At 62.6% G+C, this 24,683-nt stretch carries 18 protein-coding genes and 1 pseudogene; 5 read left to right on the plus strand and 14 right to left on the minus strand.

Annotation, left to right across the window (positions count from 1 at the left end):
* Positions 1 to 4 precede the first annotated feature (4 nt).
* The gene (locus Tal182_RS26765) at positions 5 to 1,813 is read right to left on the minus strand and encodes an ABC transporter ATP-binding protein (RefSeq protein ID WP_085861739.1); all 1,809 of its coding nucleotides are present in this window, start codon (positions 1,811 to 1,813) and stop codon (positions 5 to 7) included.
* A gap of 275 nt (positions 1,814 to 2,088) precedes the next feature.
* Here Tal182_RS26765 and Tal182_RS26770 point away from each other — a divergent pair, with 275 nt between their 5' ends.
* The 3 genes from Tal182_RS26770 (at position 2,089) to Tal182_RS26780 (ending at position 6,389) form a co-directional block, all read left to right on the plus strand.
* Positions 2,089 to 2,706 (plus strand): NAD(P)H-dependent oxidoreductase, encoded by a 618-nt coding sequence (locus Tal182_RS26770; protein WP_085861427.1) that lies wholly within the window; start codon positions 2,089 to 2,091, stop codon positions 2,704 to 2,706.
* Between the two features lie 279 nt (positions 2,707 to 2,985).
* On the plus strand, positions 2,986 to 4,392 hold the full coding sequence (locus Tal182_RS26775) for an FAD/NAD(P)-binding protein (RefSeq protein WP_085861740.1): 1,407 nt from the start codon (positions 2,986 to 2,988) through the stop codon (positions 4,390 to 4,392).
* A gap of 68 nt (positions 4,393 to 4,460) precedes the next feature.
* Positions 4,461 to 6,389 carry a PAS domain-containing sensor histidine kinase gene (locus tag Tal182_RS26780; protein WP_085861428.1) on the plus strand — a complete coding sequence of 643 codons (1,929 nt, stop codon included), beginning with the start codon at positions 4,461 to 4,463 and terminating at the stop codon, positions 6,387 to 6,389.
* Positions 6,390 to 6,399: 10 nt separating this feature from the next.
* On the opposite strand, the gene Tal182_RS26785 is transcribed toward Tal182_RS26780, so the two are convergent.
* From Tal182_RS26785 to cyoA, 6 genes and pseudogenes are all read right to left on the minus strand, one after another.
* A complete protein-coding gene (locus Tal182_RS26785) occupies positions 6,400 to 7,593 on the minus strand; it encodes an acyltransferase (protein ID WP_085861429.1) in 1,194 nt (397 codons plus the stop codon).
* A gap of 132 nt (positions 7,594 to 7,725) precedes the next feature.
* Positions 7,726 to 8,484, minus strand: a pseudogene (locus tag Tal182_RS26790) (SURF1 family protein); the annotation flags it as partial.
* A gap of 40 nt (positions 8,485 to 8,524) precedes the next feature.
* Complete coding sequence (gene cyoD, locus Tal182_RS26795; protein ID WP_064808064.1) at positions 8,525 to 8,926, minus strand: cytochrome o ubiquinol oxidase subunit IV; 402 nt, start codon at positions 8,924 to 8,926, stop codon at positions 8,525 to 8,527.
* The gene (gene cyoC, locus Tal182_RS26800; RefSeq protein WP_064812310.1) at positions 8,923 to 9,543 is read right to left on the minus strand and encodes a cytochrome o ubiquinol oxidase subunit III; all 621 of its coding nucleotides are present in this window, start codon (positions 9,541 to 9,543) and stop codon (positions 8,923 to 8,925) included. The genes cyoD and cyoC overlap by 4 nt, the downstream gene beginning before the upstream one ends.
* Before the next feature lie 5 nt (positions 9,544 to 9,548).
* Positions 9,549 to 11,552 (minus strand): cytochrome o ubiquinol oxidase subunit I, encoded by a 2,004-nt coding sequence (gene cyoB / locus Tal182_RS26805; RefSeq protein WP_085861431.1) that lies wholly within the window; start codon positions 11,550 to 11,552, stop codon positions 9,549 to 9,551.
* A gap of 42 nt (positions 11,553 to 11,594) precedes the next feature.
* Positions 11,595 to 12,767: a ubiquinol oxidase subunit II gene (cyoA, locus tag Tal182_RS26810; RefSeq protein ID WP_245344901.1), complete on the minus strand. Its 1,173-nt coding sequence runs from the start codon at positions 12,765 to 12,767 to the stop codon at positions 11,595 to 11,597.
* A gap of 387 nt (positions 12,768 to 13,154) precedes the next feature.
* Here cyoA and Tal182_RS26815 point away from each other — a divergent pair, with 387 nt between their 5' ends.
* Entirely contained in the window at positions 13,155 to 14,486 is a 1,332-nt protein-coding gene (locus tag Tal182_RS26815; RefSeq protein WP_085861433.1) for an MFS transporter, read from the plus strand.
* 80 nt (positions 14,487 to 14,566) lie between these two features.
* Positions 14,567 to 15,100, plus strand: a complete 534-nt coding sequence (locus tag Tal182_RS26820) for an alpha/beta hydrolase (RefSeq protein WP_020922948.1) — start codon at positions 14,567 to 14,569, stop codon at positions 15,098 to 15,100.
* Between the two features lie 245 nt (positions 15,101 to 15,345).
* On the opposite strand, the gene Tal182_RS26825 is transcribed toward Tal182_RS26820, so the two are convergent.
* The 7 genes from Tal182_RS26825 to Tal182_RS26855 all read right to left on the minus strand — a co-directional run bounded on the left by Tal182_RS26825 (position 15,346) and on the right by Tal182_RS26855 (position 24,683).
* Positions 15,346 to 15,813: a cyclic nucleotide-binding domain-containing protein gene (locus Tal182_RS26825; RefSeq protein ID WP_004679746.1), complete on the minus strand. Its 468-nt coding sequence runs from the start codon at positions 15,811 to 15,813 to the stop codon at positions 15,346 to 15,348.
* A 97-nt stretch (positions 15,814 to 15,910) separates the two neighbouring features.
* Positions 15,911 to 18,625, minus strand: a complete 2,715-nt coding sequence (locus tag Tal182_RS26830; RefSeq protein WP_085861434.1) for an ABC transporter ATP-binding protein — start codon at positions 18,623 to 18,625, stop codon at positions 15,911 to 15,913.
* Positions 18,626 to 18,807: 182 nt separating this feature from the next.
* Positions 18,808 to 19,953, minus strand: coding sequence for a glycosyltransferase (locus Tal182_RS26835; protein ID WP_085861741.1), 1,146 nt, complete (start codon positions 19,951 to 19,953; stop codon positions 18,808 to 18,810).
* Complete coding sequence (locus Tal182_RS26840; protein WP_085861435.1) at positions 19,950 to 21,197, minus strand: glycosyltransferase; 1,248 nt, start codon at positions 21,195 to 21,197, stop codon at positions 19,950 to 19,952. Before Tal182_RS26840 ends, Tal182_RS26835 begins: the two co-directional genes overlap by 4 nt.
* 9 nt (positions 21,198 to 21,206) lie before the next feature.
* The gene (locus Tal182_RS26845) at positions 21,207 to 22,415 is read right to left on the minus strand and encodes a glycosyltransferase family protein (protein ID WP_064808078.1); all 1,209 of its coding nucleotides are present in this window, start codon (positions 22,413 to 22,415) and stop codon (positions 21,207 to 21,209) included.
* 97 nt (positions 22,416 to 22,512) lie between these two features.
* The gene (locus tag Tal182_RS26850; RefSeq protein WP_085861436.1) at positions 22,513 to 23,685 is read right to left on the minus strand and encodes an ABC transporter permease; all 1,173 of its coding nucleotides are present in this window, start codon (positions 23,683 to 23,685) and stop codon (positions 22,513 to 22,515) included.
* The gene (locus tag Tal182_RS26855; protein WP_085861437.1) at positions 23,685 to 24,683 is read right to left on the minus strand and encodes an ABC transporter permease; all 999 of its coding nucleotides are present in this window, start codon (positions 24,681 to 24,683) and stop codon (positions 23,685 to 23,687) included. The genes Tal182_RS26850 and Tal182_RS26855 overlap by 1 nt, the downstream gene beginning before the upstream one ends.

Below are 24,683 nucleotides of genomic sequence, written 5' to 3' on the forward strand. Positions count from 1 at the left end.
GGAACTACGCGCTCAACACCTCGTCGCCCGGCCGCACCTGCAGCTCGTAGAGCGCCTTGTAGCGCCCGCCGAGCGAAAGCAGCGCCTGATGGGTACCGCGCTCGACGATCCTTCCGTCTTCGACGAACAGGATCAGGTCGGCATGCATCAGCGAGCTCAGGCGGTGGGCAACGATGATCGTCACGCGGTCGGCGGCATAGCGGCGCATGGCGCTGCGGATGCGCTGCTCGGTGGCCGCGTCGATTGCCGCCGTCGAATCGTCGAACACCATCACCGCCGGCCTCAGCATCAGCGCCCGGGCGATCGACAGCCGCTGCCGCTGACCGCCGGAGAGCGACACGCCGCGCTCGCCGACGACGGTGCCGTAGCCGGTGGGAAGGCCGAGCACGTAATTGTGCAGCTGAGCGCTTTCGCTGGCGCGTTCGATGCGGCTTTCCTTTGCCCAGGGATCGCCATAGGCGATGTTGTTCTCGATCGTCGTCGTGAACAGAAAGGAGTCCTGCTGCACGACGGCAACGGAACGGCGCAGCGACTGCAGCGTCGCCTTGCGGATGTCCTGTCCGTCGATGGCGATCCTGCCGCCGGTCACATCGTAGAAGCGCGGGATCAGATGGGCGATCGTCGACTTGCCGCTGCCGGGAGGGCCGACGATGCCGATCGTCTGGCCGCGCCGGGCTTCGAAGGAGACATCGTGGAGCACGGTGCGCTTTTCCGAGCCGGGATAGGCGAAGCTGACATTCTCGAAGCGCAGCACGCCCTCCGATACCGCCAATTCTTTGGCATCCGGCGCATCCTTGATCGCGATGTCGAGGTCGAGCAGGTTGAAGAGCCGCGAGCCGCAGGTGGAGGCGCGGGCAAAGGCATTGACCATCAGGCCGAGCTGGCGCACCGGCATCTGCAGGATGGTCATGAAGGTCAGGAACGAGGCGAGCGTGCCGACGGTGATCTCGCCCGCCATCACCTTGCCGCCGCCGACCCAGAGCACCAGACCCATCGCGGCGAAGAAGGAGAAGGTCATGGCGCTGGTGTTGACGACACGGATGCCGACGCGCTGATGGGCGAGCGCGAGCGCGTTTTGCGATGCCGCCTCGAATTTCGTCAGTTCGTGCTCCTGGGCGGCAAAGGCGCGCACGACGCGAATGCCGCCGAGATTCTCCTCCATGATCCGGGTCAGCACCGAAAGCCGCTCCTGCAGGTCGAGCCAGGTGGCGCGCAGCCTGAGTTGCGTCGCCGAGGAACGCCAGCCGACGAAGGGCACGAAGGAGAGCGCCAGCAGGCCGAGCACGACATCGGTCGACAGCAGCATATAGGCGCCGATGCCGATCAGGACCGACAGCAGGATCATGCGGACCAGCGCTGTCGAAAAATACATGCGCACGCCTTCGAGATCGAGCAGGCCGACGGTAATCAGATCGCCGGAATGGACCGTGTCGTGAAAGCTGAAGGAGAGGCGCTGGATCTTCTCGTAGCAGGCCAACCGCAGCTCGTAGCCCATGTGGTGGCCGACGGATTCGCTGAAATAGTTCTGCACCATGGTGAAGAGGCCGCGCAGCACGCTGGCGCCGAGCAAGAGCAGCGCCGTGGTCAGAAGCGCGTCCTGCGCCGCCTGGCCGGCCGCGCCGCCGCCCATTGCCATCTGCGTGTGGTCGACGGCCCGGCCGAGAAGCCGGGGAATCATCAACTGGAAGGTGGAGGCGATGAGGGTGGCGCCGATCGCAAAGCCGGCCTGCCAGGGGTGGCGGAAGGCCATCACGGTGATGCGCACCAGTGTATAGAGGCCTCTGCCCCAGCCTGCCGCAGTTGCAAGCGCCATCGAAGCCGAAGGCTTCGTCGCGCGTGTTGACGCATCGCTGCTCACGGTATTTTTCCAATAGATGTGGTGCTCGGACGCTGGCCCGAAAAGACGGCAAATCCATGAAGGGATTGATAGCACCGTCATTTTTGCCGATTCCAACTGGGCGTTCAAGTAAAGAATTCACCAACTGGTTATTTTTACGTGAGGCTCCCCGCGCGTCCCTGCGGGAACAATCGGCGCGCGGGTGGGTTGCAGCAGCAGACCCCCGTCAGGCAACCGCTACGGAGAGACCCATGCCGCTGAAAGCCCTTGCTCTCAACGCGACGCTGAAGGCGAGCGACGCCAAGGATCCGTCGTCGACCGAGCGGATGATCGCTCTCATCGACAAGGCGATGGCTGAATTCGGTGTTACGACCGAAGTGCTGCGGCTTGCCGATTTCAACATCAAGCCGGGCGTCACGTCGGAAGAAGGCGTCGGCGATGACTGGCCCGACATTCGCGCCAAGGTGCTCGCCGCCGATATTCTGTTGATGGCGACGCCGATCTGGCTCGGCCAGCCCTCCAGCGTCTGCAAGCGGGTGCTCGAGCGCATGGACGCCTTTCTCGACGAGACGGACGATCAGGGCCGTATGGTGTCTTACGGCAGGGTCGCGGCCGTCGCCGTCGTCGGCAACGAGGACGGCGCCCATCACGTGTCGGCCGAACTCTACCAGGCACTGAACGATGTCGGCTTCACCATTCCGGCGAATGCCGTCGCCTACTGGGTCGGAGAGGCGATGGGCTCTACCAATTTCGTCGATCTCGACAAGGTGCCGAAGGTCGTGACGAAAGCCGTCGGTATGCTGGCGCGCAACACGGCGCATCTGGCGGGCCTGCTGAAGGCGAAGCAATATCCGGGCGAGGGCGGCTGAAGGCGACCGCTGGCGCGTCGCACAAAATCTAAAATCTGATCAATGGTTTAGAACAAGAGATAATAAAGCTCTTGCCAGGGGTGCCGTTTAGCGCTTTCATACACGACCAGTTTGATAGACTATCGCCGAGAGATCGGCCCCTCTTTTTTGGCGGGTTCCCCGGTTGGACCCGAGCTGCGGCGTGAATGGCCGCGTGACCCTCATCAACGCGTGATCCGCTGTTTATGCGTTGAAACCTCGATCGACCCCAGGCTGCGGATGAAGCGCAAAGGAGTTGCGATGACGGTTCAGGGACTTTTTTCCGCAAGGGCCAAGGCGGCGGCACAGATCTCGGCCGTGCCGCGCATAGCGATTGTCGGGCGCGGCTTCTCCGGAATGATGACGGCCATTGCGCTGATGAAGACAGTGCGCGCACCCTTCCATCTTCAGCTGTTCGATCCGAATTCGTCGGTCAGCGGCGGCCAGGCGCTGGCCTCGGCCCGCGCCTCGACGATCCTCAACACTCGCGTGCGTGATCTCTCGGTTTCGGTCGGCGACAGCGACGATTTCAACGACTGGCTCTGTAGCAACGCCGCTTTCCGCGCCGCCGTGCCGGCCGCCATTCCCGGTTTCCGGCAGATCTTCGTGCCGAAGGAGATCTTCAGCGATTACGTCTACCAGCGCTTTTCGGAAGCGCTCGCCGCGCGCCGGGACATCACCGTTCAGGTCTGCAACGATCCCGTGGTGGCGATCCGCCGGAGCCATGGCAACCGCTTCCTGCTCGAAAGCGCCAATCCGGCCAATCCGCTGTTCGATACGGTGATTCTCGCCACCGGCTACGGCCTGGGTGATCCGGATGCCGAGGAGCCGGGTGCGTCGCCGGTCAGGGCCCAGCGCCTCGTCGCGCGGCCGCATGCCGTGTTGCTCGGCAGCGGCATTCGCGTCGTCGACCAGTTGCTGCAGCTGCGCGATTCCGGTTATGCCGGCCAGGTGACGATCATTTCCCGGCGCGGCTTCCTGCCCCAGAGCCATACGCCGAATTCCGCCGATCCGGTGTTTCCGGCCGAAGCGCTGCCTCAGAGCCTGCCTGACATCGTGCGCTTCATCCGCCAAGCCTGCCGCGAGGCGGAAGAAGAGGGGCGAAGCTGGCAATCCGTGATGAACGGGCTGAGGAAACATGCCCGCTCTCTGTGGAGATCGCTGCCGGCCCGCGACAAACATCAGTTCAACCGCCATTTGCGGGCGATCTACGACAGCCACCGCAATCGCCTGCCGGAGGCCATGCACCTGCGCCTGAAACGCGAGCTCGCCGAAGGCCGCACGGTGCTGCGCCGCGGCCGAGCCGGCCGCCGGGGCCTGAGCGGCCTGTTCTTCACGCCGGCCGGCTCCTCTGTCGAAGAGGTCATCCATGCCGAGCGCATCATCGATTGCCGCTGCCAGGCGCCGGATCTTTCAGCGCCGCTGATGCAGAGCCTGTTTTCCGCCGATCTCGCCATGCCGGACGAACTTTCGCTCGGGCTGGCGGTCAATGCGCGCGGCGAGCCCTTCCTGGAGGACGGTTCGACGGTTGCCGGACTTTTTGCCGTCGGTCCGCTCGGCCTCGGCAGTCTCCCCGATATCGATCTCGTGCCGGAGATCGTCTCGCAGGCCTATGCCGCTGCCGAGCGTATCGGTGAGCGGTTCCATCCACAGGTCAGGGCAGTCTGAAAAGTGTGATATTTTCGGAACCATCTGTTCGGTACCGCGTTAAAAGCGCTGGTAACCGAGAGGGGCAGATGGAAGTGCTGGATCGATATGATACGTCTCTTGATGAAGAGGGACGCTTTCGTCTTCTGGTCGATGCCATCACCGACTATGCCATCTACATGCTGAGCCCGGAAGGCATCGTCACCAGCTGGAATACCGGCGCTCAACGTTTCAAAGGTTACAAGCCCTCGGAAATTCTCGGCGAGCACTTTTCCCGTTTCTATGTGGACGAGGATCGCGCCGCGGGCATCCCCGAGCGCGCCCTCGCCACGGCGGTGGAAGAGGGCCGGTACGAGGGGGAGGGCTGGCGCCGGCGCAAGGACGGCAGCCGCTTCTGGGCGCATGTGGTCATCGATCCGATCCGCCATCCCTCCGGCGAACTGGTCGGCTTTGCCAAGATCACCCGCGATCTGACCGAACGAAGGGCCGCCGAACAGGCTATCCGCCAGAGTGAGGAGCAATTTCGCCGTCTGGTTCAGGGCGTTTCGGACTATGCGATCTACATGCTCGATCCTGACGGCAATGTCAGCAGTTGGAATTTCGGCGCCGAGCGTATCAAGGGTTATCGGCCTGATGAAATCATCGGCCGGCATTTCTCGACCTTTTATACACCCGAGGATCGCGCGGCCGGCCTGCCGGAGAAGGCGCTCCGGGTCGCGCGCGCCGAAGGCCGGTTCGAAAGGGAGGGCTGGCGTGTCCGCAAGGATGGCAGTCGCTTCTGGGCGAGTGTCGTCGTCGACGCTATCCGCGACGAAGACGGCGAAGTACTAGGTTTCGCCAAGATCACCCGCGACATCACCGAAAAAATGGAAACGCAGCGGGCGTTGGAGCAGGCGCGCGAAGAGCTTTTCCAATCGCAGAAGATGGAGGCGATCGGCCAATTGACCGGCGGTATCGCCCATGATTTCAACAATCTGCTGATGGCCGTGCTCGGCAGTCTCGAACTCCTGAAGAAGCGCATGCCGCAGGACCGCTCGCTGACGTCGCTGGTCGACAATGCCATGCAGGGCGCCCAGCGGGGTGCTGCCTTGACGCAGCGCATGCTGGCCTTCTCCCGCCGGCAGGAGCTGCACCTGGAGCCGATCGACGTCTCGGGCCTGGTGCGCGGCATGATGGACATTCTGAGCCGGTCGCTCGGCCCCCTCACCACGATCGAGACCTCCTTCCCGGTCAGGCTGCCGACAATCCTCACCGACCCCAACCAGCTCGAGATGGCGATCCTCAATCTCGTCGTCAACGCGCGCGACGCCATGCCTTCCGGCGGCCGTATCATGCTTCGCGCATCCGAGGAAACGATAACCGCAGGCAAGGGGCCGCTGTCGGCCGGCCGCTACATCCGAATCGCGGTGATCGATGAAGGCGAGGGCATGGATGCAAAGACGCTGGAGCAGGCGGTCACGCCGTTCTTCACCACCAAGGGGGTCGGCAAGGGCACCGGTCTTGGCCTTTCCATGGTCCAGGGTCTCGCAAGCCAGTCCGGCGGCCGGCTCAGCCTGAAGAGCACGCTGGGCGAAGGCACGACGGCCGAGCTATGGTTTCCGGTCGTCATTGCCGAACAGACTGCCGAAGCACCGGCCGACATGCCGCAAAAGCCAGATAACGCACCGCAGGGGCTGCGCATTGTCGCCGTCGATGACGACGGCCTGGTGCTGATGAATACGACGCTGATGCTGGAGGATCTCGGCCACACCGTTTTCGAGGCGATGGCCGGTCCGGAGGCGCTCGACATTCTACGCAAGGAGCCGGTGGATCTGGTCATCTGCGATCACGCCATGCCGCGGATGACGGGAGCGCAGCTCGCCGAGGCGATCCGCAGCGAGTGGCCTGAGATGCCGATCATTCTCGCCACGGGTTACGCCGATCTGCCCGATGGCGCCGGCGCGGCCAATCTGCCCCGCCTCGGCAAGCCCTTCTCGCAGGCGCAGTTGGCCGAAGCGATCAGCCGGATCGCTTGTTAACCGCTCTAGTCTAGGCGCGAAGCTTCTCGTCGCCATTATCTTGGATGACCGCGTGGTCGGCTCCGAGTTCTGAGGTCGTCGGAATTTGCTGTTTACCCGTCGTGGCCGGAGTTGTGCGGTCCAGCAGGCGCTTTTCGGTCTCTTGCAGGTCGAGGATCGCCTGCTCAATCGTCTCAGCCGGAGTTTCGCGCGCGGCTGCGCGCCACCGATAATGCCGCCACAAGCCGACGAGCAGGCGTCGGCTCGGAACTTCTATCGTCTCGTGAATGAACCATGCTCCTGCCGTCGCAACAAAAAGCGCCACCATGATGAGCACCGGTTCCGGCATCAGCGCCTCGAAAGCCCGGCGTACAAGGAACATGATCGGGACGTGGAAAAGATAGAGCGAAAAGCTGATCGCGCCGAAGAACCGCACGGGTGCCGCTGCCAGAACATCGGCTGCGATGGGAGGCTGCCGAGCGACGAGCGCCACAATCACGGCTGCGGCGGCCGCGCTTTGCAGGCTCCAGAATTCAGGGGAGAAACCAGGCAAGACATGCCTGTAAACAAAGAACGCCGCCAGAAGGAACAGCGTGAAAGCGCCTGTGGAGGCGGATGGCCTCCACCTGTCCCAGCAGGAATGCATCGCCCCGGCAAGGGCGCCGAACAGAAAATAGGGGAACTTGGAAAGAAGCAGTATGCCTGGTCCCGGCAGTTCAAGCAGACCATCCACCACGAGCAGCACCGCCAAGCCTACGATCACACCGCTATAGCGCTGCGGGCGGGTCAAGCAGAGCCAAAGGATCGGGAAGAACAGATAGAACTGAATTTCGGGTGGAATTGACCAGAAAACCCCGCTCGAGCCCAGAAGAAAGACGTGGCGGAGAAATTCCGTGCCGCCGATGATCGGCTGAACGAAGTTTGGACTTCGCATTCCGGACAGCATCGCCACAAGCAGGACAGCAGCCAGATAGACCGGATAGATACGGGCAAAGCGGCTTACAAGAAAATCCAGGACGGTTTCCTTGGTCACCGGTCGCGAGCCGTAGAGATGGGCCATCAGAAAGCCGCTGAGGGCGAAGAACAGGCCGACGGCTTCGCTGCCCATCGTCATGTCACGCAAGGCTGTATTCGGAAAGATGAGCCCGATATGCGCCTGCACGACCAGAAGCGCGGCGATACCGCGCAGACCATCGAGACTGGGGATGTAATCCGGCCGGTGCATGTACAACTTTGAAATGTTCTGTTCAGGCAAGCAGTATCGGACATCGCTTTACAAGAGATTAATCCGGCGCGCGCGAGCCATCGGTGTGCAACTGCTGCTTGCCGGTGCGCTCGAATGAAGCAAGCGACCGCTCTAGTCTCGGCGCCTTGTTCCGATCTCGCCGCGAAGAATAAACATCAGCAACGCCAGCACCATCACCGCCAGTCCGTACCAGGTGATCGCATAGACGAGATGGTTGTTGGGAAAACGGATGACGGTGAGGCCGCCGACGGGCAGGCCGCCGGGATTTGCAGCGGCGTCGGCATCGATGAAATAGGGCGCGACCGCGCCGAGGCCGCGCTTTTGCGCGATCGCTGCGACATCGCGCGAATACCAGCGGTCGGCGGCGACGTCATTGGATTGGAGCAGCGATCCCTTCGGCTCCGTCATCCGCATGAGCCCGGTGATCTCGATCGGGCCTGATATCTGACCGTCGCGGCGCGAGGCGGGGTCGCGCCTGTCCGTCGGCACGAAGCCGCGATTGACGAGGATGGCGGTGCCGTCGGCGAGCATTAGCGGCGTCATCACCCAATAACCCGGACCGAGCACGGTCGAGGCGTAGACCAGCGTTTCCTTGTCGTTTGCCAGCATTCCCTCGACGCTCACCCGTCGATATTCGCCTTCTGCGGCATTGACCTTGTCCCAGTCGGGGCGCGCCGGGGCCGGCACGGCGGCTGCGTGCACGCGCTGGTCGACGCGGGCGATGAGAGCGCGCTTCCAGCCCAGGCGTTGAACCTGCCAGGTGCCGAGACCAAAGAGGATGGCGGCAAGCAGCGTCAGACAGACGGCGAAGAGCGCGCGTTTTGCCCGGAAATGCCGTCTTTCTGATTTATCCGTGGGGGCTTCGCTCATTGGTGTCAGGGCGGCGCTGCGGCCGCCCCTTCGTTTGCCGTTACGGCATGTTCTTCATCATCTCAGGGCTCATCGGCATCATATTGGAGTTGAGATGATGCATGACCCAGAGCGAACCGGAGAGCGCGATGGCGACGATGATGAGGGTGAAGATCAGCGCCATCATCGTCCAGCCGCCTTCGCTCCTAGGGTTCATGTGCAGGAAGAAGACCATGTGGACGACGATCTGGATGGCGCCGATACCCATCACCAGCACCGCCGTCAGCGCCGGGCTGGCGAAGACGCCTGACATGACAAGCCAGAAGGGAATGGCGGTCAGGATGACGGAGAGCGCGAAGCCCACCATATAACTGCGGAACGTGCCGTGGCCGGCCTGGTGGCCGTGGCTGTGGCCGTGATGCGCCTCGTGGGCATCCTCATGGGTCGGTGCTTGCGAACTCATCCGAGAACTCCGAGCAGATAGACGAAGGAAAAGACGCCGATCCAGACGACGTCGAGGAAGTGCCAGAACATTGAAAGGCACATCAGGCGGCGGCGGTTGGCCTCGACCAGCCCGTGCATCGACACCTGCACCATCAGCGTGATCAGCCAGATGATGCCGAAGGTGACGTGCAGCCCGTGGGTGCCGACGAGCGTGAAGAAGGAGGAGAGGAAGGCGCTGCGCGTCGGCCCGGCGCCCTCGTGGATCAGGTGGATGAACTCGTAGAGTTCGAGCCCGATGAAGGCCGCGCCGAACAGACCGGTGACGGCGAGCCAGAACAGCGTTTCCGCCTTGGCGTTCCGCTCCATCTGCAGCATGGCGAAGCCGTAGGTGATCGAGGAGAACAGCAGCATCGAGGTGTTGAGGGCGACGATCGGCAGATCGAAAAGATCGGCCGGCGACGGGCCGGCGGCATAGTTGCGGCCGAGCACGCCGTGCGTGGCAAACAGCACCGCGAAGATCAGGCAGTCGCTCATCAGATAGAGCCAGAAGCCGAGATTGGTGCTCCCTTCCGGATGATGGTCTTCCGTCAGATAGAATTCAGGCTTTTCCGCCGTGTCGATGGTTTGATCGCTCATGGTCATTACACCTGCTCGGCAAGCAGCGCCGTGCGCTTGCCTTCCGTTTCGGTCACCTTGCCGGCGGGGATGTAGAAGTCGCGTTTGTAGTTGAAGGTATGGCCGATCGCCACCACCAGCAGTGCGACGGCGGAGAGGATCACCAGCCACCACATGTACCAGATCAGGCCGAAGGCAAGCGCGACGCTGATCGCCGACAGGATGGCGCCGGTGCCGGTATTCTTCGGCATGTGGATCGGCTTGAACCCGCCGAGCGGGCGTTCGTAGCCGCGCCTTTTCATGTCGTACCAGCTGTCATGGTCGTGGACCACGGGCGTAAAGGCGAAGTTGTAGTCCGGTGGCGGCGAGGAGGTCGACCATTCCAGCGTCCGGGCATCCCAGGGATCGCCGCTGTCGTCGCGCAATTCCTCGCGTTTCATGAAGCTGACGACGATCTGGATCAGGAAGGCGGCGATGCCGAGCGCGATCAGGCCGACGCCGAAGGCGGCAATGATGAACCAGATCCGCAGCGACGGGTCCTCGAATTGGCTCATGCGGCGGGTGACGCCCATCAGGCCAAGCACGTAGAGCGGCATGAAGGCGAACCAGAAGCCGATCTGCCAGAACCAGAAGCTCGTCTTGCCCCAGAAGGGATCGAGCTTGAAGCCGAAGGCCTTCGGAAACCAGTAGTTCACGCCGGCGAACATGCCGAACAGAACGCCGCCGATGATGACGTTGTGGAAATGGGCGATGAGGAACAGCGAATTGTGCAGCACGAAGTCGGCCGGCGGCACGGCCAGCATGACGCCGGTCATGCCGCCGATAACGAAAGTCACCATGAAGCCGACCGTCCACAGCATCGGCACCTCGTAGCGGATGCGGCCGCGATACATGGTGAAGAGCCAGTTGAAGATCTTCGCTCCCGTGGGGATGGAGATGATCATCGTGGTGATGCCGAAGAAGGAGTTGACGGAAGCACCCGAACCCATGGTGAAGAAGTGATGCAGCCAGACCATGTAGGACAGGATCATGATCACGCAGGTGGCGTAGACCATCGAGGCATAGCCGAACAGGCGCTTGCCGGAGAAGGTCGCGACCACTTCCGAGAAGATGCCGAAGGCCGGCAGCACCAGGATGTAGACCTCCGGATGGCCCCAGATCCAGATGAGGTTGATGTACATCATCGGATTGCCGCCGAGGTCGTTGGTGAAGAAATTCGTCCCGGCATAGCGGTCGAGCGACAGCAGCGCGAGCGTTGCCGTCAGGATCGGGAAGGAGGCGACGATCAGCACATTGGTGCAGAGCGCCGTCCAGGTGAAGACCGGCATCTTCATGAAGGTCATGCCGGGCGCACGCATCTTGACGATGGTGGCGATCAGGTTAATGCCGGACAGCGTTGTTCCGACACCGGCCACCTGCAGGCCCCAGATATAATAGTCGACGCCCACACCCGGACTGTAGGCGGCCCCCGACAGCGGCGGATAAGCGAGCCAGCCGGTCTGGGCGAATTCACCGATGAACAGCGACAGCATGATGATGATGGCGCCGGCGGTGGTCATCCAGAAGGAGAAGTTGTTGAGGAAGGGGAAGGAGACGTCGCGCGCCCCGATCTGCAGCGGCACCACGAAGTTCATCAGGCCGGTGACGAAGGGCATCGCCACGAAGAAGATCATGATGACGCCGTGGGCGGTGAAGATCTGGTCGTAATGGTGCGGCGGCAGGTAGCCCTCCGAACCGTTGAAGGCGATCGCCTGCTGGACGCGCATCAGGATCGCGTCGGAAAAGCCGCGCAGCAGCATGATGACGGCGAGGATCACATACATGATGCCGATCTTCTTGTGATCGACGCTGCAGATCCAGTCGTGCCAGAGCGAGCCCCAGAACTTGAAATAGGTGATGGCGCCAAACACGGCGAGACCGCCGATGACGACGCCGATGAAGGTCACGACCAGAATCGGCTCGTGATAGGGGATGGCGTCGAGGGTCAACCGGCCGAAGATCAACTTCAGGAGGTCAGGATTGGAAAACATGGAACAACCCGTTCATTATGTCTTGCGACGCAAAGCGCCAGGTTAATTGTTGTTGTTGAGCTGCGCCGGCGCCGGATCGGCGCCGTTGCCCGTGCCGGGCATGGAATGACCGTCATGCCGCATGTCCGTGCCGGGCGTGCTGTCCATTCCGGGCATGTCGTGCTGCATGCCGTTGCCATCGGTGCTCTTGGGCGGCTCGACCTGTGCCGGAACGCCCGTTGCCGGCACGGTAGCCCCAGGCTCGACGACGTCTTCGCCGGCATGGCGGTTGTCGTATTGCAGCTTCTCGCGGTTTTCGGCGCTTTCCTTGCCGCCGCCGCCCGTCATGTCGATATGCATCATCTCGTTCATGCACATCTTGCCCGGCGTGGCGCACATGTTGAGGATGGCGTCGTAGAGATCGGCGTCGGCGCCGGCATAGTAGCGCACCGGCTCCTTCTCGCTCGGCTTCTCGAGCTTCAGATAGGCGTCGCGGTTGAGCATCGTGCCCTGCTGCTTGACCTTGGCCACCCAGGCGTCGAAGCCTTCGCGGGTGAGGCCATGGAACTTGAAGCGCATGTGCGAGAAGCCGGCGCCGCTGTAATTGGCGGAGAAGCCTTCATATTCGCCTTCCTGATTGATAACGGCGTGCAGCTTTGTCTCCATGCCGGGCATGGCGTAGATCTGGCCGGCAAGGGCGGGGATGTAGAAGGAGTTCATCACCGAGGAGGAGGTGATTTTGAAATTGACCGGCATGTCGACGGGCGCGGCGAGCTCGTTGACGGTGGCAATGCCGAGTTCGGGATAGAAGAACAGCCATTTCCAGTCGAGCGCCACGACCTCGACGGTCAGCGGCTTGGTATCGGCCGGGATGGCGCGCTCGGCATCGAGCCGGTCGAGCGGGCGGTAGGGATCGAGCTTATGCGTGGAAATCCAGGTGACGGCGCCGAGCGCAATGATGATCGCCAGCGGTGCCGCCCAGATAACGATTTCGAGGCGGGTCGAATGATGCCATTCCGGCGCGTAAGTCGCGGCCGTGTTAGAGCGGCGGTAGCGCCAGGCGAAGAGCAGCGTCAGGAAGATCACCGGAACGATGATCAGAAGCATCAGCACCGTCGAGATGACGATCAGATCGCGCTGTTGCGCGGCGATGTCGCCGGAAGGCGCCATGACCACCATGTTGCATCCTGCCAGGAAAAGCAGCGGCAAGACGGATAGAAGGCGGGAAAACTTCATGAGTTTTGGCACGTCTCTAAGCTCTTGTTGTTTCGTTTTGTCCGCGACTAAAGCACTGAACCGGATAGCGACATGAGGCGGAAGGTCGCAGTGCAGCAAACATGCCGCACTGCGGCAAAATCATCGGGCGCTAGTGCTTTGAAATCCTGATGAAATATAGAAGGATTTTAGGCCTGCGCATGTTTCATCCAATATATCCGCAACTGCCGGTCAGGCCAGCATTTGCAGGGGAAAATCACCCTCCGGATCACGCATTTTTTCCGTCCGCGCTTCATTTGAGCCGTGATGATGAACTATTTCGGTCTCACGGACTTGATAAGCCTGCCGGTTTGATCAAGATCAGACCTGAGGCGCCTTGCCGGAAGCGCCTTAACGAGGAGGCGTTTTATGGCAACAACATCGCATTACGGACCGTCGTCGTCGTCGCTTGAACGCGACGCACGGCGCATTCACGACGACAAGCCGGTGTCACCGGGCAGCATCGCCATCGGCGTAGTGATCGGCCGCATGTCGGAATTCTTCGATTTCTTCGTCTACGGCCTCGCCTCGGTCCTGGTCTTTCCGCAGCTCGTCTTTCCTTTCGCGCCCGACAGGCTCACCGGCACGCTCTATTCCTTCGCCATCTTCTCGCTCGCGTTCCTCGCCCGCCCCGTCGGCTCCGTCGTCTTCATGACCATCGACCGGATGTATGGGCGCGGCACGAAGCTGACGATTGCGCTCTTCCTGCTCGGCGGCTCCACCGCCTCGATCGCCTTCCTGCCGGGTTATGCGGAAATCGGCGTCTGGTCGATCGCCCTTTTGGCGCTCTTCCGTCTCGGCCAGGGCTTCGCGCTCGGCGGCGCCTGGGACGGCCTGGCATCGCTCCTCGCACTTAACGCGCCGCCCAATCACCGTGGCTGGTACGCGATGATCCCACAGCTCGGCGCGCCGATCGGCTTTGCGCTGGCAAGCACGCTCTTCGGTTATTTCGTCGCCAACCTTTCCAGCGAGGATTTCCTTTCCTGGGGCTGGCGCTATCCCTTCTTCGTCGCCTTCGCGATCAATGTCGTGGCGCTGTTTGCGCGTCTGCGCCTGGTCATGACCAAGGAATTCGGCACGCTGCTCGAGCAACATGAGTTGGAGGCCGCACCGATCCTCCAGGTGCTGCGCGTTCACGGCCGCGACATCCTGATCGGCGCCTTCGTGCCGCTCGCCAGCTTCGCCATGTTCCACCTGGTGACCATCTTCCCGCTCGGCTGGATGAGCCTTTACGGCAACCAGCCGATCGGCACCTTCATGGTGGTGCAGGTGGTCGGCGCCATGGTCGGCGTCGTCGCCATCATCGCCTCCGGCCTGATCGCCGACCGCATCGGCCGGCGCGCCCAGCTTGCGATCTGCGCCGTCATCATCGCCGTCTTCAGTTTTGTCGGGCCCATCCTGATCGCATCCGGCAATAACGGCCACGATGCCTTCGTCATCATCGGCTTCGGCGTGCTCGGCCTCTCCTTCGGCCAGGCGACCGGTTCGATCTCGTCGCGCTTCGGCCGCGGCTATCGCTATACCGGTGCTGCCTTCACCTCGGACCTCGCCTGGCTGGTCGGCGCCGGCTTCGCACCGCTGGTGGCGCTCAGCCTCTCCAGCCGCTTCGGCCTGACCTTCGTCGGCTACTACCTGCTCTCCGGCGCCATCTGCACGCTGGCGGCGCTGGCCTTCAGCAAGGCGCTGGAACAGCGCGAATAGGTCGAACCACAGCAGCACGCCGGCAAGTCCGGCGTGCTGTCTCATTCTGTATCGTATCGAAGAACGGCACCGCCGAATTGATGCAAGACTTGTTGGTTGTTAGCGATATCCACGGCTGTCCCGAAACCTTCGACGAACGATTGGATGGCAGGTGCTCTAAGCATCGTCTATTACAACTGGCCGAGCTGAGCGGTCGACCTGGCCTGCGCGGAGACGAGCTTCACCACCATCTTTTCAACGAAGATGGCATGCGGCATGCGGTTCGGGCACTTCGCGAGGTTGGCGGACACAGGTGCTTGGGGATTGGTTTCAGCGCCGGTGGAACCGCTTTGTGGAATGCGGTCAAAGAGGGCCTGGAGCTTCAGGCTCTGATCTGCGTGTCGTCAACCAGATTGCGCTTCGAATCGTCTCCATTGAATATACCCACAATGGTAGTCTGGGGAGAGCTTGATCCATATCGGCCGCCGGAAAGCTGGAACCACGCTGTTCCCCAGCGTTGGAAAACCTATGCTGGCAAGCAACACGATTTTTACCGCATCGAGGCGCTTGCATCCGAATCGCCGTTACGGGCCGATATCGCCGTGTTCATCGAAGACTCTTTCCTCTTTGCATAGCGCATATTGCGGCGCTTCGGCCGGCGCCGGCCGGCCGCCGGATCTGTAATCGTTGGAGCCGAATGGTGCTGATTTGTTCTGAGTGGATGCCCGCAATCCGCGAAATCGACGAACCGACGGCCATTTGCGCGATAGGCGATAGCTTGATCTTCGGTCGACGGGGAACGGGCGCGGGTTTCATCACCTGTGGACGAAGGCCCGTGCGCCCTTCATCGCGCTGCCGCCCAGATCCTCAACTGAGAACCTTACTGCGCCATCTGCGGCTGCTTCGCCGCCCGCGCCGCGGTCAGCTCCGCGGTGGTGTGGTTCAGGCGGTCGGCGAGCACGCGCATGATTTCGACGGCCATTTCGGGGAAGTCGCTGAGCAGCTTCAGGAAGTGCTCCTTGCTGATGCGCAGCACCTCAAGCGGCGAGGTGGCGCGCACCGTTGCCGTGCGTGAGACATCGCAGAGAATGGCGATTTCGCCGACGATGGAATTGAGCTCGACGTCGGCGACCTTGATCTCGCCGGCCGGCGAGGAGACGATGATATCGGCGCTTCCGGAAAGGATGACATAGGCGGCGTCGCCGACGTCACCTTGATGGAAGAGATCCTGACCGGCCTTGTAGGTCATACGGTCGGAGGTGAAGGCCAAAAGCTTGAGTTTCGCTGGTGCAATCCTCGAAAAGATCGGCACCCGGCGCAGCATTTCGACTTCGTCTCTCAACAGCATGAGCGTTTCAATCCCCTGACGCAGGGTTCTTGGAACCAGGCGCCTCAATTCCGGGCGTTCCCCCGGGAACGCCTACCATCGCCGCCCCAATAGAATATTACGATAACAGTTCCTTGAACATACCGTTTTTCTCGGAAAGTTCCGGATAGTTCCCGGCTTCCGCCAGCCCGCCGCGGTCGAAGAGCAGAATCCGGTCGAACATCTCGGCAAGTCGCGCATTCGAAAGCACCCAGATGATCGCCGGGCGCTCACCTTCCTTGTGCAAGTCTTCGATGATGTTGCGGGTGATTTGATCCTGAACGCGCTGATCGAGTGCGGACAGCGGCCGGTTGAAGACGAAATAGTCCGAGCGCTTCAGAAGTGCGCGGGCAAGATTCAGCTTCTGGCGCTGCACCATGGTCAGCCGCTTGCCGCCGGAGCCGACGTCGAATTCGAGGCCGATCGACAGGACATCGTCATAAAGGTCGAGCGCGTCGAAGAGCTCGCCCATGATGGCGCGGATGCGGTCGGAGGCGTCGGCCTGCTGATAGGCGATGCGGCCGAAGAGCACATTGTCCATCAGGCTGGCCGATGGGGTGAAGCGCTCGGCGTCGTAGCGCTCGATCAGCTCGGCGAGATCGGCCGGAATATGCGCGTGGAACTGCTTGCGGGCGCTGACGATCTTGTCCATCAGCTCATTGGTCAAAAGGCCGAAGCGGTGGCGCGGCTCGATATAGGCGAAGCTCAGCCGGATGATGGCGGAGCGCTCCTCGGGTGTGGCGTCCTCGAAACGTCGGCTTTGCAGCTTCTGCAACAGCGCCTGATAGGTCGGAATGTCGTCCGCCGTCATGAAGGTCAGCTGCTGGAAGAAAGGATGATCCGGCGGCAGGTCGTGGAAGAGTTCGACGGCGTTCTCGGCGATCTCGAGGCCCATGGCGTAGAGATCGGTGCTGAGGCCCGTCTCGCGGAACAGCTGCTGGAAATAGGGATGGGCGGCAAGCCGGCGATTGGTCATCAGCGGCCGCTTCATCGTGCCGAAGAGCAGGTTCTCACCGACCGTCGCCTGGGCGTTGTAGGCGTCGAAATCGAAAGGCACGACGATGCCGTCGAGACCTTCGTCGCGCAGCCGGTCGCGCAGCGAGGCGCGCAGCGCCACGACATGGTCGCTGACCGCCACATGCACCTCGGTATTGACGTTCGAGCGCAGCGCCAGGTCGAGGATATCCTGCGAGATCAGCACGGCGTCGAGCACCGGCCGGATCGCTTTCAAGAGATCATCCGGTCCATTGGCGCCGGCCGCCTGGTAATCCACCCAGTCGCTGTTGAGGTCGAGCGTCGGGTTGCCGGCCTTCACCGCCTCGATGGAGTGCCATTTATACTCCTGCGCTTCCTTCTCGTCGTAGACGGCGTCGATCATCGGCGCGTGCTTGAGGCCGTAGAGCAGGTTGCTCGCGAGCGTGCCATGGAAGAAGAAGGTGTCGGCCGAGGCATAGGAGATGCGGCGGCCGGTGATCGATTCCGGCAGCTCGAGCAGGTCGCGTCCGTCGATGGTGATGCGGCCGGAGTCGGGCCAGATCATGCGGCCGAGCGCTTCGGCGAAGGCTTCGGCGCCGCTGCCGTTCGGACCGACGATCGCAACCGTCTCGTTCGGCTTGATTTCGACCGAGACGTGGTCGAGGAGGCGGGCGCCGCTATCGTCGGAGAGCGTCAGATTGGTGACGACGAGTGCGCTGGTCAGTGCGCCCACGGGTGCGGTCGCCAATTCCTGGATGTGGCTCTCGATCAAGGGCTCGACGTTGAACTGCTCGTAGACCTGCTGATACTTCACCTGCACGTCCTGGCGCATCTGGTCCCAGTCGATCAGCTCCTTCAGTGGCCCGGGCAGGTCCTTGTAGGCTGATATGACGGCGACGAGCTGGCCGATGTCGAGCCGGCCCTGCAGCGCGAGATAACCGCCGATCGCGTAGAACAGGAAGGGGGTGACCTGGGCGAGAAAGTTATTGATGAACTTCACCAGGAACTTCCACTGATAAAGGTCGTAGCGGATCGAGAAGATGCGGCCGAGCCGCCAGGCGATATCGGCACGTTCGAGGTTGGATGTGTCGTTGCCGTGGATCGTGCCGATGCCGTCGACGATTTCGCCGACGCGGCCGGAAAGCTCGCGCGCCGTCAGCTGCCGCTGGCGGCCGAGATCCAGCAGGCGTTTGCGCATGCGGGGAATGACGACCGCCTGGACGCCGACGATGGCGGCGGCGATCATGCCGAGCCAGAAATTCTGCACGATGATGAAGGCGAGCGCGGTGATCGCCTGGCCGCCGAGCAGGGCGGGCGAGACGAAGGCGTCGCCGGTGAAGCCGCCCATCGGCTCCACCTCGTCCTTGATCATGGTGGCGATCTCGGCCGATTTCACGCGCTTGAAATGGGCCGGCGGAAACCGCAGGACCCGGTCGATCAGCTCGAAGCGGATGCGCCGAAGCATGCGTTCGCCGAGCCGGCCCTTATAGGTGTTGATGTAGAACTTGAAGAGCCCGTTCAGCACCACCAGCGCCAGGAATACCAGACTGAGAGCCATCAGCATCTGGAAGCGGTCGAGCTGCACGCCCTTGAAGAATTCGACATGGCCGATCAGCGGAATGTCATAGGCGATGTGCATGAAGGTCTGGGTTGCGCCGGGGCCCTCAAAGCCGTCGCCCTGGATCGGTCCGTTGACGATCTGCTTCGGCAGATCGAAGGACAGGAAATAGGGGACCATCGAGGCCGCGACGACAGCCAGGATCCACAGCTGCTGCAGCCGCGTGTTCTTCCAGATATAGCGGGCGAGGCTCTTTTCCATGGCTAACCGTCAGCGTGCTGGGAAATTCCGAAGGCGCGATCCGGGCGCGGGGAGGGCAGGAATTGTCGAGAACAGGACCATGCAGCCGGACCGCCGATATCGCAATGAAAACAAGGCGAAGGGACCGGCTGCAGAAAGGCCGATTCTCGCCCGAACTCTGCTTATATCACAGGATTTTTAAATTAGGCGAGCGATTCGGCAATCATCGAGCGAATGACGGCGGCCGTCTTCTCCGCCCCTTCGAGATCGAGCGAGACCGGCTCCTGCCGAGGCGCTGCCAGCGCCTTTTCGACAGCCTCTTTCACATGGGTCGAGGTCAGCCCTTGTTCCGGCAGGATATCGGCAAGACCCAGCGCCTGCAGCCGTTCGGCGCGCACTGTCTGTTCGGTCTCGCCGCCAGCGACGAAGGGGATGAGGATCGGCCTGCACTCGGTGCGCAAGAGGTCACCGACCGTGTTGTAGCCGGCCTGCGAGATCGATACTCTGGCGCCACGCAAGAGCGAGGGAAAATCCTTGCGGAAGCGCACCAGCGTCACATTCGGGCCTGCGTCCCGCGACAACCGGGCGAAATCGCCTTCCGGCAGGTTGGGGCCTGAGATCAGCAGCCAGCGAAGATTGCCGGGCAGCAGCGCCGCGGCCTCCTTCGCCGCGCCGATCAGCTCGGCGCCGACCGCGCCACCGCCGGCCGATGCGATGATGTCGAAGGTTTCCGTCGGTTCGGGCGCCGGCGGCGGCGCGACGAGGCCGGTATAACGCAGCCTGTCGGCGATCTCTGGCGTCAGCGGGAAGGTATCCTCGAGCCTGACGAAGCCGGGATCGCCATGGACGAGCACGGCGTCGAAGTGATTCCTGACCAGCGCCACCGTCTCGGCGTCGCGGCCGGCCTTACGGTTTTCCTGCAGGATGTCGCGCACCGAGCTTACGAGTTTTGGCCGCGGTTCGGCCGCTTCGATCGCTGCGAGCAAGGGCAGGAGTTCGAAGCGCATCTGCCGCCGGCCGAAGGGGAAGGCCTCGATGATGACGACATCGGGCCTGGCGGCATGGAAGGCGTCGAGCAGCAATTGCCGGCGGGCGGCGAGGAATTCTTCGCCGGCCGGCCGGCCATCGGCATCGGCGAGGCCGGAGAAACCGGCATTGCTGGCGACGACCGCCGGCAGGGCAAAAGTCTTCACACCCTCGCCGGGAAAGCCCGGCACCGGCAGGCCGCCGGTCACCACGGTGACGTCGAAGCCGTCCCTGACCAGTGCATTGGCGATGCGGCTGGCGCGGGCGATGTGGCCGATGCCGAGCAGGTGCTGGACGTAGAAGAAGATGCGCGGTGCCGTCATGAGGCCTTCTGCCATTCGGCCTCGAACAGGCCGGCGAGCTGTCTGATGCTGGAGTGATAGTCGAACTCCTCGCGCACCCGCCGTTCGGCGGCGTCGCCGAGGCGCTGGCGCAGCGCCGGATCGCGGATCGCCGCCTCCAGCGCCCGGGCAAGCAGCGCCGGATCCTCCGGCGGCACGACGAGGCCGTTCTCGCGGTCTTTCAGCAGTTCCGGCACACCGGAAACCGCGGTCGACACGCAGACGAGCCGCTGGCTCGAGGCCTCGACCAACACGTTCGGCAGGCCGTCGCGGTCGCCGTTGGCGGCGATGCGGCAGGCGAGCGCAAAGAGATCGGCGCGGCGGTAGTGATCGAGCACGTCTTCCTGCGCCATGGCGCCCTTCCAGACGATGCGGCCGGAGAGGCCGAGCTCGGCGGCGAGCGCCTTCAGCGTCGCAAGCTCGCCGCCGCCGCCGATATGCTCCAGGCGCCAATGGAGATCGGCGGGCAGCAGCGCCAGCGCCCGCAACAACACGTCATAGCCCTTCTTCTCGACGGCGCGGCCGACGCTGAGGATGAAGGCCGGATCAGCCGGGTCGTTGCCGGTTCTCTCGGAACGCGCGCCGGAAAAATGGCCGAAGCGGGCGAGATCGAGGCCGTGATAACTCAAATGGACGGCCTGCTTGCGCGATGTCAGCATGCGCATGTGCTCGTAGCCGGTCCGGGTGCAGGTGACGGTCCAGCGGGCGCTCTCCAGCTTCTTCTTCAGTTCCCAGTCGGGCGAGGTCCAGATGTCCTTGGCATGGGCCGAACAGGTCCAGGGCGTGTCCGTCAGGATGCTGGTATATTCCGTCACCGAGGCCGGCGTATGGATGAAATGGGCATGCAGCCACTCGCCCCCATCCGGCCATTCGCGCGCCAGTACCAGCGCCTGGCCGAGGCGGCGGAAGCGGTTGCGGGAGAGGTCGCGCTTGAGGTCGGCGAAGAAGCGTTTCATCAGCGCCTTGAAGCCGGTTTTGCCGAAGCCGGCGACGAGGCCTTTCAGCACGCGGATCGGTTCCTCGTGCAGATATTCCGGCAGATAGACGACGCGCGCCTTGATCTCGTCATGCACGGGATGGCGCTTCTTGTCGGTCGGCCGGCGCATGGAAATCAGCGTCAGGTCGAAGCCGGCCCTTTCGAGGCCGAGCAGTTCCTGGGCGATGAAGGTTTCCGAAAGGCGGGGATAGCCTTTCAGCACGACGAGGATCTTGCGGCGTGGCGGCAATTCTGTGCCCTATTCTGCGCCGACAACGGCAAGGTGGGTGGCCCGGCCGTCGAGCCATCGGCCGACGGTCTGCGAGATGTGGTCCAGCCCTTCGAGATGCATATTGCTGCCGCTTTTCGACGGCGGCAGGCGGGAGGGCAGGCGCTTCAGCGCCGCGGCCATGATGGCGGGATCAACCGATTGCTCCGGCAGCAGCATGTCGACGAGGCCGAGCTCGCTCGCCCGCTTTGCGCGCAGCAGCTGCTCCTCGCGCGGCTTGACGCGAGGCACGATAAGGGCCGGCTTGTCGAAGGAGAGGATCTCGCAATAGGTGTTGTAGCCGCCCATGGCGACGACGCCGGTGGCGTCGGCGATCAGCTCTTCCATGTGATTGTCGAATTCGATCACCTCGATATAGGGAATGGCTTCGCCCTTCTGCACCAGCTTGGCGCGCTCGGCGGCCGGCATATAGGGCCCGAGCACGACCAGCGCCTTCTGCGTCAGCGTCGGATCGGCCTCGTAGGCATTCATGACGTCGTGGACGAGATCGGAGCCGTCGCCGCCGCCGCCTGTGGTGACCAACAGGTAATTATCCTTGCGGGCGTTGATCGAGCTCTTGCCTTTGGAGACGCTGCGCTGCAGGAATCCGACAAAATCCATCTTGCGGCGCAGGCTCGCCGGCACGTCGAGACCAACAAGCGGATCGTAAAAATCCGGCGGTCCGTAGACCCAGACGCTGTCGTAATATTGGTCGATCTTCTGCATGACGCTGTTCTTCTTCCACTCGGCCTCGAGCAGATGCGGCGCGTCCATGATTTCGCGCAGCCCCAGCACCAGCACGGTGCCGCGGGCCTTGAGATAGGCGAGCGTATCCTCGACCTCGCCCTTCAACCCCATCGGCTCCTTATCGACGATGAAAATGTCAGGCTGGAAGGTCTCGGCCGTATGGCGGATGCTCGATTCGCGCATCTTCAGCGTCTCGTGCAGATCGATATGGCTGGCGAGCGACGTATATTCGCCATTGCGCAGCTTGATGACGCTCGGGATCTTCACGAAATCGACGCGGGCGCGGTAATCGAAGGCGCCGGCGATCGTCGCCCCCGAAATGATCAGGATGTTGAGGCCGCGATAGTCTTCGACCAGCGCATGGGCGATGGTGCGACAGCGCCTGAGATGGCCGAGACCGAACGTGTCGTGGCTGTACATGAGGATGCGAGCATCTTCGAGACGTCTGGCCATGGGTGTTCCCTCCGGGGTGAACAACATGAATTAGTACCCCCACCGTCCGGAGGCCAAGAGGCGGGCGCGGTGCCGTGAGGCGCCGCCGAGCTTCCCGCTATTTGTAGGGATCTGCCGCATCGCGCAAGCCGTCTCCCAGAAAGTTGAACGCCAAAATGACAAGAACAACAGGAATGATCGGAAAGAGCAGCCAGGGATAGAAGGCGATGACGCTGACGCTTTTTGCCTCCGTCAGCAGAATGCCCCAGCTGGTGATCGGCGGCCGAAGACCGAGGCCGAGGAAGGAGAGCGCGGTCTCGCCGAGGATCATGCCGGGGATCGAAATCGTCGCCGAAGCGATGAGATGCGACATGAAGCCCGGCACCAGATGGCGGCCGATGATGCGCGGCGTGCTGGCGCCCATCAGCTGCGCGGCCTGGACGTAATCCTCCTCGCGCAGCGCCAGCAGCTTGGAGCGCACGGCACGCGCCAGCCCGGTCCAGTCGATGATGCCGAGGATGACGGTGATGCCGAAATAGATGACGATCGGGCTCCAGGTCACCGGCATGATGGCGGCGAGCGCCATCCACAGCGGCAGGCTCGGCAGCGACTGCAGCACCTCGATCAGGCGCTGGACGATGAGGTCGAAGACGCCGCCCCAGTAGCCGGCAAGGCCGCCGATGACGATGCCGAGCACGAAGCTGATCGAAATGCCGATCAGGCCGATCGTCAGCGATATGCGTGCGCCGTAGAGGATGCGCGACAGCACGTCGCGGCCGAGCCGGTCGGTGCCGAGCAGGAACATCTGGCCGCCGATCGCCGGGCAGATCAGATGGTAATTCGAGGCGACGAGGCCCCAGAATCTATAGGAATCGCCGCGGCAGAAGAAGCGGATCGGCTGCACGTCGTTCGGCCGGTCGGTATAGACGCGATGCAGCGTGTCGAGATCGAGCGTCATGGAGCGGCCGTAGACGAAGGGGCCGACGAACTCTCCCTTGTCGAAGAAGTGGACGCGCTGCGGCGGCGCATGGATGAAATCGACATTGCGGGTGTGCAGGCCGTAGGGCGCCAGGAACTCGACGATCAGGATCATCAGGTAGATGGCGGCAAGAAAGATGCCGGAGATCAATGCCAGCCTGTGCTGCTTGAACTTCCACCACATCAGCTGCTTCTGCGAAGCGAGATGGATGCGCGATTGTGCCGCCGTCATGGTTTCGGTCGCATGCGGATCGAAAGGCGCGGTCGAGACGTAATGGGGAAGTGGCGCGCCGGGTGCGGGAAGGGGCGACATTATTTGGTGCTCCTGCCTTGCAGACGGATACGGGGATCGAGGAAGCCAAGGGCGATATCGGAAATCAGCACGCCGATGACATTGAGAAAGGCGAGGAACATCAGAAACGAGCCGGCGAGATACATGTCCTGGCTCTGCAGCGCCTTGATCAGCATCGGCCCGGTCGTCTCCAGCGACAGGACGATGGCGACGATTTCGGCGCCCGAGATGATCGACGGCAGGATCGAACCGATGTCGGCGATGAAGAAATTGAGCGCCATGCGCAGCGGATATTTGACCAGCGCCCGCATCGGATGCAGGCCCTTGGCGCGGGCGGTCGTCACATATTGCTTCTGCATCTCGTCGAGAAGATTGGCCCGCAGCCGCCGGATCATCCCGGCCGTGCCAGCCGTGCCGACGATGATGACGGGGATCCACAGATGGGCGAGGATCGACTTCGCTTTTTCCCAACTCATCGGCGCGTTGAGATATTGCTGGTCCATCAGGTGGCCGATCGACAGACCGAACCAGACGTTGGCGAAATACATCAGGATCAGCGCCAGCATGAAGTTCGGAATGGCGATGCCGAGCAGGCCGAGGAAGGTCAGCCCGTAATCCCCCCAGCTGTACTGGTGCGTCGCCGAATAGATGCCGATCGGAAAGGCGATCAGCCAGGTGAGCAGGATCGTCGTGAAGGAGACGAGGATCGTCAGCCACAGCCGGTCGCCGACGACGTCGGAGACCGGCAGCTGGTATTCGAAGGAATAGCCGAAATCGCCGTGCAGCATGCCGCCGACCCAGTAGAAATAGCGCACGATCTCCGGCTTGTCGAAGCCGTATTGCTGGCGCATCTCCTCGATTTCCTGGAGGTTGGCGGTCTCGCCGGAGGCGCGCAGCTCGGCGATCTGGCTCTCGAAGAAGTCGCCGGGCGGCAGTTCGATGATGGTGAAAACAAGCGCCGAAATGACGAAGAGCGTCGGGACCATGGCGGCGATGCGCCAGAGAATATATCTGAGCAC

Origin of the sequence: Rhizobium sp. TAL182 (genome assembly GCF_002117725.1) — a bacterium.
GTDB classification, from domain to species: Bacteria; Pseudomonadota; Alphaproteobacteria; order Rhizobiales; family Rhizobiaceae; genus Rhizobium; species Rhizobium esperanzae.